Genomic DNA, 13730 nt, shown 5'->3' on the forward strand with positions numbered 1-13730 from the left:
ACTAGCCGATGATTCTCAAATGTCATCTTTTCGACAACTTCCGAAATTTGTTGCTTAATTTCCGCGCCTTGGTATTTTAAAAGTTGTTCTAAATTGATGAAACCGTTTTCTACTTTGACTTCCAGCCTTTCTACAGCTTTTTTGAGTTTCAATGTCTGGTGCAAATTGACTGCTGACAAGGCTACCCCAGCCACAGTTCCCACACCAATGACGGCTGTTGTCGCTTGCAGCACGCCCAAACTCGCTTGGACGGCTTGAAAGCCCATGTGCATTTGCTGCATCTGCAAGCCTTGCATCGCAAACTGCAACGGCGACACTAACGGCGATAGCGGGCTGTTGTTGAGGGCCGCGCCCACGGCATGGGCTACGAACTGTCCCGTCGCTTCATCTCTGGCCATGCCGATCGGCACTCCAGCGGATGTAAACACTTGTGCGTACTTGCCAGCCTCGATCGCAGCCTGTACCGCTGCGGGAAATACAAAGTTCATCATTACTTTTTACCCCGGTAGCATACCAAAGAATAACTTATCTCTTATGATAGATTAAATAAAAAAAATTATAAATAGACGCCGAAAATGGACACTTCACTAATTAGTTCACAAACGGTTGAGCTTATTTCCCGACTGACAGGGCAAAACCTCCGAAAAGAGGATATTACTCCGCCTGTGCTTTTCCTGGCGGGGCTGATAACGGTGTTGCTGGGAGTCATTCATGCCGACGGTACGGTAAGTGCTGAGGAAACGCAGCGATTGCGGACAACTTTTACGGAACTTATTCCCGCTAACAACAATTTGCGCCCATTGGTAATGCCGATGGTTAAGAGCGTGCGGGAACAGCAAGTTTACAAGAAATTGACCGCGTTGCTGGCGCTGACAGCGTGTTTTTCTGAGGAGGAAAAACTGCTGCTGATTAGTTTTGGGTATCAAATGTCGGCGGCAGATGGGACAATAGATAAACGCGAAAAAGAGTATTTGACGATTGTCGCCAACAAACTCGGAATCGCTGGGCGATTTTTGACTGTTTTGGAAGCCAGTTTTAGCAGTCAAGCAATAAGCGATACAGCAGCTTTAACAGAACTCCACTCGTTACTAGATCCAGCGCAATTTCAATCTCTCGATTCTATGTTTGTCCGTGCTGCCAGTCACATTATCGGACACTTACCAGCAAAACCGAAATACAAAACAAATCAAAAACTGTCAGTTTCGTCCTATCAGGAGTTGAAAAAATTTCAACTGTACCGACAACAACTGGATGCTGTTTGTGGAAAACTTTATTTAACTCTGCAAGATGGAAGCGAGCGCAATGTGCTATCTCCTACTTTAGCAGAAGAAGTAACGAAAGTATCTCAGAGATTGCAATCTCCATGTTTTCGCGTTGCTGTTGTCGGCGAGTTTAGTAAAGGCAAATCAACTTTACTCAATGCCTTACTCGGCGAGGAAATCCAACCAGTGCGGGATATTCCCTGTAGCGGTAATGTGACTATTTTGAAATATGGTTCGCAGCGCCGGGTTATTTGTCGCTACAAAAATGGACTGGAGGAAGAAATTTCACCTGCACAATATCAAGAGAAAGCTTCGATTTCGGAAGAAGCGGCTTATGGTTCTTATGCCGAGGAAATTGCCAAGTCGGAAATTGCCGAAATTGTTTTTGAGCATCCCGAATTAGAGTTGTGCCGCAATGGGGTAGAAATTATTGATTCTCCTGGGTTGAACGAACAAGCAGAACGCACATTAATCACCCAACAGGTACTCAAAACAACTGATGCCGTTATTTTCTTAACTCATGCTCAAAATGCTTTAACCGAGAAAGAGCGAGAACTGCTTTTGTACTTGAAAAAAGAACTAAATTATGGTAATAAGGAAGGCGCGGGTAATATTTTTATGGTAGTTAATTTTTTCGATTTGCTGCGGCGGGAAGAGAGTCGCCAGCAGGTACGAAAAAGGGTGGAAACAATTGTTAAAAGTCAAAATTTAATTGCTGGTGAAAACCGGATTCATTTTATTTCTGCTCAATCTGCATTGGAGGCGATTTTAGAAGGAAATGAAAATGATGATTATCTAAAATATTTTCAGGGTTTTACTGATTCGATTGAGAAATTTCTGACAGTTGAACGGGGGGCGATCGCACTTCGGCAGTCCGCCGCCGGAATTAAGCAAATTATTGACACTGGTTGTGAGGAATTGAATCAATGGGAGGAAATGTTAGAGGGAAAATTGACAGTTGATCAAGGAGATAAGCAGAAAATATTTGAACAAATGGCGGAAGTAAGCGGTCGCGAGGTTAAAATTAGATTTTTAGCTAATGAATTGATGGAGCAGTCTTTAGAAGAAGCTATTGAATCTTGGCATAAATGGGCGGAAGGATTGGGACAACGTTTGGGATCAAAAAGTCATCGCTGGACTTCCGGACATAACCATATTTGGAGTCAAAACAAATTGATTAAAGATTATTCTAATCAATTTGTCCTAGACATGACCAAAGAAATAGAAGATTGGGCAAGTCAAAAAGTCAAAGCAATTTTACAACAAAATGTGGCTGTTTTAAATAACCAAATCAATGAAGATATTTATGCAATTCGGCTGGAGTTTCAAAATTTCGATAAGCAACTGAGTAGTAACCTTGTCAGTCAATTTAATAATTTGGCGATCGCAGGTGATCTGGGCGGAATTGGGATCGGTGGAAGCGGTATCGCTTCATCGATCTCAGATATTGGAGGTCCTGGAGGTTATCTTGGCGGTTTAGGCCTTGGTGGATTAGTAGCGGCGGGATTGCTGTTTGGAGGAGTTGGTATTATTCCAATTATTTTGGGTGCCTTAGCTGCTGGTGGAGGTGGTGCATTTGGATTGGGAATGCTAGATGTTGATGGAATTCATAACCAGATTAAGGAAAAAGTTTGTGAATTAGGCTTTGAGAAATTTGGTGAATCGGCAGAGTCTATTTTTGAGAAGGTACAAGAAAGAGTTATTGCAGTATTTAACGATCGCGCTGATGCGAATAGCGATGCGATGTCAAAAGCTATCTCGCTGTGGGAGAATTTGTTAGAACAGCAGGAAAAGCGCGATCACCAAAATCAAGCAGAATGCGAAGCCGAAAAGGTTTGGCTGGCTGACAAACGTCGGGAACTTGAACAAGTACAAAATCAAATTCAAACAATCTTAAATCAAAGTGCTGGCTAATTCAATGAGTAACGGGTAAGCACAAAAAAACCATAGTACCTTGTGAATACTATGGTTTTTTTGGCAATGACCTACTTATGACTGCGATTTCTATGCCAAAACTGGCACGGGCTGCGGCCAACGTCCCATGACTTTACCAATCACTGCCAATTCTTCCATCAACTTGTCGAACTGATCCGGTGTTAAAGATTGCGGCCCGTCAGACAAAGCTTTTTTCGGATTCGGGTGCACTTCAATCATCAGCGAATCAGTACCAGAGGCGATCGAAGCAAACGCCATTGACGGTACAAACTGCGCCCAACCGGTGCCGTGACTGGGGTCAACCATAATCGGTAAGTGAGTCAGAGTCCGCAATACTGGCACCGCCGACAAATCAAGCGTATTGCGTGTATATTGCCTGTCATACCCGCGAATTCCGCGCTCGCACAAAATCACGTTCGGATTGCCAGAAGCCATGATATACTCAGCAGCCATCAACCATTCTTCAATGGTGGCGGAAATGCCGCGCTTCAGCAAAACAGGTTTGTCTTGAGCTCCGACTTTCTTCAACAGTGAGAAATTCTGCATATTTCTCGCCCCGACTTGGATCACGTCGGCTACTTCTACGATCGCACTTAAGTCGGCCGCATCCATAACTTCTGTGATAATTCCCAAGCCGCTAGCTTCCCGGGCTGCTGCTAGCAATCCCAAGGCACTCTCGCCGTGACCTTGGAAAGCGTAGGGGGAAGTTCTCGGTTTGTACGCGCCACCACGGAGAAAATGAGCTCCAGCAGCTTTGACGCGCATTGCCGTTTCGACAATCATTTCTTCGTTTTCGACTGAGCAAGGGCCTGCTACGATCGCGATCGGGTGATGCAAGCCGATCATTACAGTTCCTAAAGGAGTAGCAACCGCTACTTCGCTGGCTTCTCCTTGGCGGTACTCCAGAGAAGCGCGTTTGTAGGGTTTTTCCACGCGCAGCACTTCTTCAATCCAGGTGCTCATTTCGCGCAGTTGCATCGGTTCGAGTTCAACGGTGTCGCCCACCAAACCCATGACGGTTTTGTAACGGCCGACAATTTTTTCTGGTATCAAACCCCAGCTAGTGCGGAGCTCTTCGTCGATGCGATCGATCTCGGCTTCTGGAGTGCCGGCTTTCATTACTATAATCATATTTTTTTTGCCTTTTCTGTTGGGCTAGACTACGGATTATGACACGGATGGAATGCGAAAAATCCCGTTTTTACCTAAGCCTCTATCCCCCTAAATCCCCCTTAAGAAGGGGAGTAGGGGTTGACTTTGAGCAAGTTCTTGTCCCACCCTTCTTAAGGGGGGCTAGGGGGGATCTGGGGCTAATCGTCAAACAGAAGTCTCTGACTGGGTTTAACCTTAAGTTGACACCGATGACTACTGACTAATGACTAATGACTGCTGACTAATAACTAATGACTAACTTTTTGGCTTCGCGGCGCGCCACGCTTCTCGCATCCGTCCAAAATTTGTATTAAATTCTTCCCACCCCAGAGTGCTTCCTGAAACTTCTTCATCCCAGGAAGCTGAGAGGACTCCGTAGCTTAATCCCAGAACGCCTAGACCAAAACAGCCCATGCTTACCAGCAATACTGCTGTGTTGGGCAGATCAAACAAGCCTTTGCTGACTACCAAATAGCTGACAAAAAATGTGCAAATTCCCAGCATTGTCGGTATGCCGCAGAATACCGCTATGCGAGATATCATGCGTTGGCTGACTACTTCTGGGATGGATTGCGACTCTTTTCCGGTTTTGTTAGCTTTCGGCTGCTTGTCGGCAGAATCCGACTCTAAGGCTAGGCTTGCTTGGGGTTCTGGGGGCTTTTTAGGCGTTTTTTTACGATTTGTTGCCGGTTCAAAGGGCAAGCGCTTGCGGGGTGGTTCGGAGGACATATTTTATCTCTAACCTGAAATCTCGAACATTTTTCAATAAGTCTTGGTGTTTGTCCAAGATTAAAGAATATTGTCGCAAATTTTGGCTTTGGTGTTTAGCCGCGAATGCCTAGACGGGCAATCAATGCTTTGTAGCGATCGACATTTTCCTTTTGGATGTATGCTAGCAGGCGCTTGCGGCGGCTGATCATCATCATCAAACCGCGCCGGGAGGCGAAGTCTTTTTGGTTGATTTTCAGGTGGGCGCTGAGTTTGGTGATGCGATCGGTCAGCATGGCGACTTGGACATCTGCTGAGCCTGTATCGGTTTCATGGGTTTGGAAGTCGCCCATGATTTCTTGTTTGCGCTGTTGTGTAAGAGCCATGAATTGATTTTAGTTTTTTTTGTACGATTGTCACAATCTCCTATGTTATCACAGGGGAAGCATAATAACGATAAAATTTTTCCCACGGATGGGTTTGTTTTTTGAGCAGAATAGACTTGAATTGTAAACATACTTAGGACGGGCGAGACGCCCATCCCACAGGAAAAAAAATTGTGGGATGGGCGTCCCGCCCGTCCTGGGTTTTTATTCCCGGCGGCTAGATATTGTAGGGGATGATCATTGTAGACCATTATCGGCTCAAATAGGCGATCGCCTCACGTATCCAATCATCCGCATCACCTTTGGCGGACAAAGTGCTGTCTTGACTGAGGGTTTGCAGCGCTTGCAAGACTTCCGCCCCAGTGTATCCCATCGCCAGCAGGATCATCTCGACTTCTTCTTGAATAGCTGGGGGGACTCCGGCGGCGACTGAAGTTGTCAAACCTGCTTGCTGTCTCCATTCCGAGAGTTTGCTTTTGAGTTCCAGGGCGAGACGTTCTGCGGTTTTTGTACCCACGCCCGGAGTTTTGGCGAGGATGCGGGTGTTACCGCCGACGATCGCCTGGACTAAATCTTGCAATCCTAAAGTATCGAGAAGTGCGATCGCCAGTTGAGCACCCACACCGCTGACACTCGTCAACTGCCGAAACAAATCGCGTTCTGCCGCGCTGCCAAAACCGTACAATACGATTTGGTCTTCCTTAACTTGCTGGTGGGTAAAAATTTGGGCGACTTCGCCGGATGCTGGCAGTTGACCAGTCACGCGGGGCAAAATTTGGATTTCATAGCCAATTTGATTGACTTCGAGAGTCAATATGACGCGGTTGCTGCCTTTGGCGATATCGGCTACTGTGCCTTTGAGATAGCTAATCATAGAGTTTATAATACACCGCTATTCGTTTTCGTCAAACTCGGCGATGATGTTGCGGATTTCGTTGAGGCTGATATCTGTTCGATCTGATTTTGAGTAAATGGTTAACAAAAGTACGCTGACGGGCGATTCAATCTGATAAATCATGCGATATCCTGCACTTTTTCCTTTTTGGATGTTGCTGTTTTTCACTCGGACTTTTAAGATGATATAATCTTCGCCCATTCCGGGAATGCGATCGCCAATAAAATTGCCAGCCTGTATTTGTTCAATTACGGGCTGGACATCATTGCGGATACTGCGATATCTTTTCGCGAGGGCATACAAATTTGCTTCAAAGTCATCCGCAAATCTGATTGTGATTGCTTCGGCTTCATTCGGCATCGATTCTCTCCCACAGTTCCGAGATTGGTCGGGTTTGTCCGGCTTTGGCTTGCTGCAACGCTCTTCTGAGACTGGCTTTTACTTCTTCAACTGGAGTATCGTCGGGGTCGTCTTCATCTTCATCTGTAGGTTCGGGAAGAAGAACGATGATTCGCACGCGGCCGGGAGTTTCTGCGGTTAAAGGTCGATCGAGAATTAATTGACCTTTTTCGTCGATCGTTCCTGTGACTTCAAAGGCTTTCATTTGTTTCTCCTGAATTTTTTTAAATTAATACTATTATATAACCCTGTTCGAGTTCGAGCGATTTTGTTATTCTCAAGTCAAAATAAGCTGCTGTTTAACCAAAGACAAATCCGTCTTACCAAAATTCACAACCAAAGCCACATTGAAATTTTCCAACGATTTGACAAACCACATAATTTCATTAGAAGCTTTACCTTCATAGTGATTGAACAAAATAGAAAATCGCTTTTCCAACTCTGGTTTGACTTTGCCCGAAAGCAGCACAAGTTTCAGCAGTAAACCCATTGTCCTACTAGCGCCGAGGTTGTACACCAAGTCGTAAAAAACGTAGTGGCTGGGATGTTGAGAATTTTCCACTACTAAGAAGTTGAACAACTGGCTGCAAGTACGAACTAACAAGCGATTATTGAATTTCACCGAGTCATTTTCTCGCAATGTATTTTTGATTTGTTTGTACAAACGGTCATTAAATTGACGCCCCCCGTATTCTGGTTCTACCGAGGATATTAAATATTCATATAAATCTCCTTTAAATGATGCGTAAGATGGAGTTTGTCGGGAATCTCTCAAGAAAAATTGAGCCGCTTCTTTGTAGCTGCGATCGCCTGCTACTTTTCCCGCAAATTCCCTGACCGCTAAGTGCAGTTCTGCATCGTTCAAAAGTGTGGGATTAGCTGCCCGCTGCACAATTCCTATTTCTGTATTTCTCGGTTCAACCATATAATTCAAATATTTAGACAAATGTGTTTCAAATTGTCGCTGTCTTTGAAATGCCAGTTTTTGGATGGTTTGTTGGTCTTCCTCAATGCTGTCCTTGCTCAGTAGAGAATAGCCGTACAAATAAGGATACCGACATATCAATTCGCCCAAAGGAGAATCTGTATCTTGTTTCTGCTGTTCCGCCTCTCTATCTAAGGCTTTTACTAAGCGCTCTATGGTCTGGAATTCTTCACTTTTAGTAAAGAAATTTATTTGTTCTTGCAAGCGCTTGACTATGTAAAATTCCATCCCGAATCGGGGAGAAGTCTGCTTAAATAAAGCTACCAACTTGGCGATCGCGAACTGATTTTGTGATTGCAATTGCCAGCGGTTGATCGGGATGTAGCAGCAGCGGTGGAGGAGATATTTAAAGTCCTGATCCGATCGCTTGACGGAGACTATACTGTACAAACTTGCTTCAATCTCTCGATCGGGATAGCCCATGCCGTCAATGAATAGCTTTCGGAACCGCTCGATCACCTGTGCGGGGGATTCTGTTTCCACGCAGGAGACGATGTGATCGTACAATCTCTGTTCGTTGCTGGCAGTTGGAACACTATCTGAGGGCGGGGTGAGGATGCTGCTGTCTGCATCTGTGTCTACGCTGCTGTCTGCAACTTGTGCGACAACGACTGTCGGTTTTTCCCGAAAAGTTCGATCAGGATTCAAGAACCAATAGTGTTCTTGGCTTAATTGTTTGTCCTCCGCCCAATCCAAAGCTGACTGCAAACTTTCCCCTGTCAATAACAGCGATTCATCTTCGCGGTCTGAAGCCAGCCATGCTGCTAGGGCCAAGCGGTACGGAGCCAATTTTCCCAGCTCTTTTTCTACCCAAAATTGATTAAAAACTGACTGATAAATTAGGTTGGCAACTACTAATTTACCGTGAGATTTAACAACCAGTCCTGACAGTTGCAATTCGATTTTTTCGGGAGAGTAATCTGCTGGTACTCCCTGCGATTCCCCGGATTTTTTTGCCTGGGGCGGTTGCAAAGCTTGCTGGTACAGCGTTAACAGCCGCGTGAGGTCGCAGTGGTTATGGAAAATGCGATCGCGTATGGCGGTCAAATGTTGGGGTTCGTCTTCTTCTTCCCAATTTTTAATAATTCTGTGTTTGACCAGTTTTTCAACCTGCTGAGCTTCGGAATTTCTGCCAATGAAAGGCCCGTATTCAAGTACCAACTGGCAAACTTTTTGAGTTAGAAACGGTTGGCCGCCCGTCCAAGCTAATATTTCTTGGAGCACTTTTTGGGGGCGAAAAGCTTTCAGGGCTAATCCTTTTGCTAGCGGCAAACTTTCATGCAGTTGGAATCGACTTAAATGAATCTGCCGTCCAATATTAAAAGGGTTGCATCTTGGATCTCGGATCAATTCTGAGGGGGCTGCTACTCCCATAACAGCAAAAGTCAGGCGCTCGTATTCCGGTTGCTCTGCCCGCTTAGAGTAACAAGCCCGGATCAAAGCAAAAAAATCGCTGGTACTGAAATTTAGGCTGCTGATGCTGTCAATGTCATCTAGGAAAATTACCAGATTTTGCTGAAGTGACTTGAGCAAAACTTTTTCGATAAATATTTCCAATCGCTGCACCGGAGATAGCAGTTCGCGATCGTTCCACCACTTGATGGCATCCAACCTGTTTGTGATGTGTAAACTGCTTGCCATGCGGTACATGATTGCGCCATACCACTTTTGGGTGGAGATATCTGGGCTGCTGATGCTTCTCAAGTTGATGGCGGCAAAAACTGTACCTTCGGCTTGCAACCTTTTGGCCGTTTGCACTAGCAGGCTGGACTTTCCCATTTGCGGCGCACTCAACACGTAACAGAAGTCTCCGGCTTTGAGTCCTTCGTAGAGCTCGCTGTCTGCCGATCGTCTGACATAGGTGGGCGCACCGGCCGGCAAATATCCTCCGACTTGATATTGGTACGTTGAGTTGACTTCTGCTGTCATCTGGGAATTCATCAAGATGCTGCGCCCCTATGCTGTGCGATCAAAAGGTTACAAATTGCAATTATTGTCAGCTTACTATGGTGGAAAATTTTTGTTCCTCTTTTTCTATTATCTACTAGCTCAGCTTTCTCCTTGTCAATCTTTACCGTATCTTTGCAAGCGTTCGCCCCAAATCCTACGATCGGCCCAATTGTAGCCCGCCCCTGGATTTTTTACACTCGTTCACATAATTAGATGAATTTTCACTCGATCGGATTTAAAACGCTAAAACGCCGTTTTTTTCACATTTTTTTACAATAATACTTTAAAATTCACCCGGTGGTATGATGTGGGCAGGGAAACTCCTAACCACAGCGCCGTCAACCTTCTGCCTTCAGCTCCGCCTGCCGGATGCCGGAGAAAAACGTGATCGCAATGGCTGCCAATAAAAAACCCCAGCGTTTTGCTGAGGACTGCTTGAGTGGGAGATATCGTTAATCTGCGTTTTTTTAGTTGACTTAGATTGCATGGAATTCCATGCTGCTGACTTTCCCCGGGCTTTCGCGTTCGGGGATTCCTAAGAACAAACTTTTCAGGATGCATCCACAAAAAGTTTAATTCTTAAAGGCTTTGTCAGTACCAGGCTAACCACTCACTCAACTATAAAAGTTAAGTCTGTGGCTAATTGTAGAAGATGCGCCCTGATGGCTTAACTACCCGATGGATTAGCACCCTGATGGCATAACTCCCTGATGGATCGACGCCCTGATGGCTTTCGCTCCACTACCCAAAAAAATCAGGTTGGTGGATGATCGTGGACGTTAGTAACACGTCACTTCCGGCGTTTCCGATCGCAAGCGGGTGTGCCTGTCTGAATTGATTATGGCAGGCAGATTTATCAGAAGACAAGTGGGTTATTGCATCAACCCATTTCTGATACATCGGGTTAGCCAAAAAGTGCCAATCTACGCAAATCAGGGTCATCGAACATGAAAAACAGCATCTTAGTATTAGGGGTAATTGCCTCGGCTGGCTTCGGCTTTTTCCAGGCAGGCAGCGCCAGCGCTTCGGCGCTCGCTCCACAACCTTCATCAGCCAGGAGTTTGACGGCTTGGGAGAGTCGTCCCGACTTTAACTACACTGGAACGAATGAGGATGGGGAGCAAGAAGAGGTAAAAACCGGTAAAGGCAGGAAATAATTGGCGCTCATGTGTGGTTCGCTCTTGTGCGGTTGTGGTTGTGGTTTTAGTTGTGGTGGTGTTTGTTGTCGCAACGGCCTCTAATCGAGGCGGTTAAAACTAGAGCCCAATATCAGTCTACCTAATCCCGGAGGGGGTCAGTTTCAGAGAACGGTGAATGGGAAAATAAACAGGTAAGGCGAGTCTGTCGGTGGAGTTTCCCCGCCTATCAACTTCCTTACCTTCTGATGTTCGGGATTTGGATCTGGCACAATCGTATTTCATCTCGTAAAAACCCAATGGAAAATACTCTCGAAACTACCCGCAGACAGCGCGTATTGACAAGAACCCAGGAACGGCGTCAGGCGACACCCAAAGAAAAACAGTTGATTCACCTGCTAGCCAATATGGCTTGCAGTTTGATTAAATACGACTACAAACACGCAGCGGGCAAGGGTACTCTCCCGCCTTCGGAAAGCAAGCGTTTAGCGGAATGGCACTACCTGCGAGTTCAGCAAATTCGCCGGATCGAACGCTCATTGGAGCCCGTAGCGACCCTTAAGCGCGTGTACTACAAGAGCATCCTCAGTCCCAGAGATCTGAAGTCTTTGAAACTTTTGTGGCTGGAGGACGACAAAAACCGTGTCAAACGGGTCGATCCTGACTTGGACGACATCCTCAGCGAAGCTTTGGATCGGGGAGATACTTTAAAACAGCTATTTCACTCGATCGAAGTCAAAGAACGCACCTTTTCTGCAACTCCTAGCCCCGGCGCCGTGCCGCTTTGGGTCAAAGAGTGGGAAGACTCGGAATATGACATAAACTTTTTTCCGCCTTCCTTCCCTGCATGGGTTTCGATCGTGGACGACTAGGTTCAAGAAAAACTCTTTGACATGGCATCGATCGTAAATTTCAGATGGTAGACTTATTTGCGATTGCTGTCATTGGCGAAGAGGGTGGGGGCGATCGGCTAAACCAGGCGGCGTTGCGCGCAGGCATCCGAGTACAGAGAAGTGAATCGGAGTCAGTACCATTGTACAATGGGGGAAAACCAGGGCTTCAGCTAATCGCTGATAGCTGATAGCTGATAGCTGATAGTTTCTCATGACTGACTCGATTTCTACTTCTCCTCTAGACTCGGCGGCCGATACAGCCGAACTCCGCTCTCAGTTGAGGTCGGGTTCGGAAAAAGCTCAACTGCAACTGCTACAACAACAAATAGCAGATTCCGGTTGGGATGTATTGATGGAATTTTTATTAGAGCGCAAGTCAGAGGCACCGACTGCGGTAATGGGTAAGGCTTACCAAATTCTTTACACTGCTAATTCTCCGAGAGCGGCGGAGTTTTTGCAAGCGAATTTTCCCACTGGGGTTGTGCCGCTGCGATCGGACTCTAACATTGATTACACTCCGCTGCAACAATTATTGGCGTTACAGGAATTTCAAGAAGCCGATCGCTTGACTTTAGACAAGCTTTGTGAATTGGCAGGTGATACAGCTTCGGTGAGAAAGTGGCTGTATTTTACGCAAGTTGAGAGTTTGCCGATCGCGGATTTGCAAACAATTAATACCCTGTGGAAAGTTCATTCCGAAGGCAAATTTGGCTTTTCGGTGCAGCGGGAAATTTGGCTCGGTTCGGGGAAGAATTGGGATAAGTTGTGGCCGCTAATTGGCTGGAAGAAGGGAAATAATTGGACGCGATACCCCCAAGAGTTTATCTGGGATTTGAGCGCGCCGAAAGGGCATTTGCCGCTGTCAAATCAGTTGCGAGGAGTGCAGCCTTTTGCAGCTTTGATGGCTCATCCTGCCTGGGTGAAGTGAATGGTTTTGGGGCTTTTGGAGAAGGTGGGGCGGGCTGGATGTTCGGCCCGAAATTTGTTACCCACATTCCGCAGATGTGTGTGGAATTTTTTTATCAGTTGTGAAAAGTTGGAGTCAAAAAGTTTTTCCGTTTAACTTAGGAATGAAAATTTAATAACTTTAGCGTCTGCTAAATAGTCGGAACTGCACGATAATTCCATTTTGGTAAATATTCATCAAAAATAATTTTCATTGTTTCTTTAAATCCCTTAGCTACTTTTCGACCAGTTTCATAAATTTTATCAATCACATTTACTACCACAGAAAGCCCGGTTTTAGTATGAGTTTTTGCCATGAGTTTTTTCACTAACTCAAGAGGAGTAAAAATTACTCCTTGACAGGCTCTGGTTACGTGAGGAAACAAACGATGTTCAATCGGATTATACTTCGATGTATAGGGGGGATAGTGTGCGATTCTAATTTCTATTCCTAGCTCCTCAACTAATTTTTGTAAATCCGATTTAAAGATATGATGATTGGAATTATTACTGCCACCACCGTCGCATTTTATCAAAATTGAATTGGCTTGAGGGTAGATAAATTTTCCGTAATTAACCCACCATAATTTAATCGATTCACAAGCAAATTCACTCGTGTCTTTACTGATTCCCAGGTTTAAACCCACATTCCGCACCCCCAACTGGCACATACGCGGATTGAGGGGGTAAAAGTGAATCATCCGAGACAAAGCGTGAGTAAAAATACTCAATAATTGCGACCGCGCGAGCGATCGCGAGCGTTAAAAATTCCTGACAACAGAAGTGAGGGCATGAGTTAAATCTGATACCAGTTAAAATTGCGCTCGGCAAAAGACCAAGTTGATGACGTATCCGTGACCCAATCGCAGCCGCGAAAATGCCTTAATTGCGCTCGCTATTCTGTAACCAATCATCACCAAAAATAGTGTAAACTGGCGAGATAGATGAACGCTCAAATCAGGATTCAGCAGCATATGCAGAAAGCATCCCAGATGAAAGTAGAAAACCAGAAGTGTTGAATGATAGGAAAAAATTGCTAAAATTGGCAGAGCAATGTATAATTGCAGAGTTATAAATTATTAAT

The 13730-nt window shown here is 45.5% G+C and carries 13 protein-coding genes; 4 read left to right on the forward strand and 9 right to left on the reverse strand.

Features of this window, described 5'->3' with window-relative positions:
• Positions 1–575 precede the first annotated feature (575 nt).
• Complete coding sequence (locus QUB24_RS26975) at positions 576–3176, forward strand: dynamin family protein (protein WP_333156677.1); 2601 nt, start codon at positions 576–578, stop codon at positions 3174–3176.
• A 90-nt stretch (positions 3177–3266) separates the two neighbouring features.
• Here the strand turns inward: QUB24_RS26975 and aroF are convergent, their stop codons facing one another.
• The 7 genes from aroF to QUB24_RS27010 form a co-directional block, all read right to left on the reverse strand.
• Positions 3267–4328 (reverse strand): 3-deoxy-7-phosphoheptulonate synthase, encoded by a 1062-nt coding sequence (gene aroF, locus QUB24_RS26980; protein ID WP_333156678.1) that lies wholly within the window; start codon positions 4326–4328, stop codon positions 3267–3269.
• A gap of 276 nt (positions 4329–4604) precedes the next feature.
• Complete coding sequence (locus tag QUB24_RS26985) at positions 4605–5078, reverse strand: PAM68 family protein (protein WP_333156679.1); 474 nt, start codon at positions 5076–5078, stop codon at positions 4605–4607.
• Positions 5079–5173: 95 nt separating this feature from the next.
• Entirely contained in the window at positions 5174–5443 is a 270-nt protein-coding gene (rpsO, locus tag QUB24_RS26990) for a 30S ribosomal protein S15 (RefSeq protein ID WP_190742031.1), read from the reverse strand.
• Positions 5444–5693: 250 nt separating this feature from the next.
• Positions 5694–6317 carry a Holliday junction branch migration protein RuvA gene (gene ruvA, locus QUB24_RS26995; RefSeq protein ID WP_333156680.1) on the reverse strand — a complete coding sequence of 208 codons (624 nt, stop codon included), beginning with the start codon at positions 6315–6317 and terminating at the stop codon, positions 5694–5696.
• 18 nt (positions 6318–6335) lie between these two features.
• Positions 6336–6698, reverse strand: a complete 363-nt coding sequence (locus QUB24_RS27000; protein WP_333156681.1) for a type II toxin-antitoxin system RelE/ParE family toxin — start codon at positions 6696–6698, stop codon at positions 6336–6338.
• Positions 6688–6942, reverse strand: coding sequence for a type II toxin-antitoxin system RelN family antitoxin (locus QUB24_RS27005; RefSeq protein WP_333156682.1), 255 nt, complete (start codon positions 6940–6942; stop codon positions 6688–6690). The genes QUB24_RS27000 and QUB24_RS27005 overlap by 11 nt, the downstream gene beginning before the upstream one ends.
• Before the next feature lie 72 nt (positions 6943–7014).
• On the reverse strand, positions 7015–9651 hold the full coding sequence (locus QUB24_RS27010) for an AAA-like domain-containing protein (protein ID WP_333156683.1): 2637 nt from the start codon (positions 9649–9651) through the stop codon (positions 7015–7017).
• A gap of 968 nt (positions 9652–10619) precedes the next feature.
• Between QUB24_RS27010 and QUB24_RS27015 the strand changes: the two genes are divergently transcribed.
• Together QUB24_RS27015 and QUB24_RS27020 are read left to right on the forward strand one after the other, a co-directional pair.
• Complete coding sequence (locus QUB24_RS27015) at positions 10620–10829, forward strand: hypothetical protein (RefSeq protein ID WP_333156684.1); 210 nt, start codon at positions 10620–10622, stop codon at positions 10827–10829.
• 278 nt (positions 10830–11107) lie between these two features.
• Positions 11108–11680, forward strand: coding sequence for a hypothetical protein (locus tag QUB24_RS27020; RefSeq protein WP_333156685.1), 573 nt, complete (start codon positions 11108–11110; stop codon positions 11678–11680).
• 69 nt (positions 11681–11749) lie between these two features.
• Here the strand turns inward: QUB24_RS27020 and QUB24_RS27025 are convergent, their stop codons facing one another.
• On the reverse strand, positions 11750–11914 hold the full coding sequence (locus tag QUB24_RS27025) for a hypothetical protein (protein WP_333156686.1): 165 nt from the start codon (positions 11912–11914) through the stop codon (positions 11750–11752).
• Here QUB24_RS27025 and QUB24_RS27030 point away from each other — a divergent pair.
• Positions 11913–12629 (forward strand): GUN4 N-terminal ARM-like repeat domain-containing protein, encoded by a 717-nt coding sequence (locus QUB24_RS27030; RefSeq protein WP_333156687.1) that lies wholly within the window; start codon positions 11913–11915, stop codon positions 12627–12629. The genes QUB24_RS27025 and QUB24_RS27030 overlap by 2 nt on opposite strands.
• Positions 12630–12798: 169 nt before the next feature.
• Here QUB24_RS27030 and QUB24_RS27035 read toward each other — a convergent pair whose 3' ends face one another.
• Positions 12799–13293, reverse strand: coding sequence for an ISAzo13 family transposase (locus QUB24_RS27035; RefSeq protein ID WP_333156688.1), 495 nt, complete (start codon positions 13291–13293; stop codon positions 12799–12801).
• Positions 13294–13730 lie beyond the last annotated feature (437 nt).

It is taken from the genome of Microcoleus sp. B9-D4 (assembly GCF_036705105.1).
In the GTDB taxonomy this organism is placed as follows: domain Bacteria; phylum Cyanobacteriota; class Cyanobacteriia; order Cyanobacteriales; family Microcoleaceae; genus Microcoleus.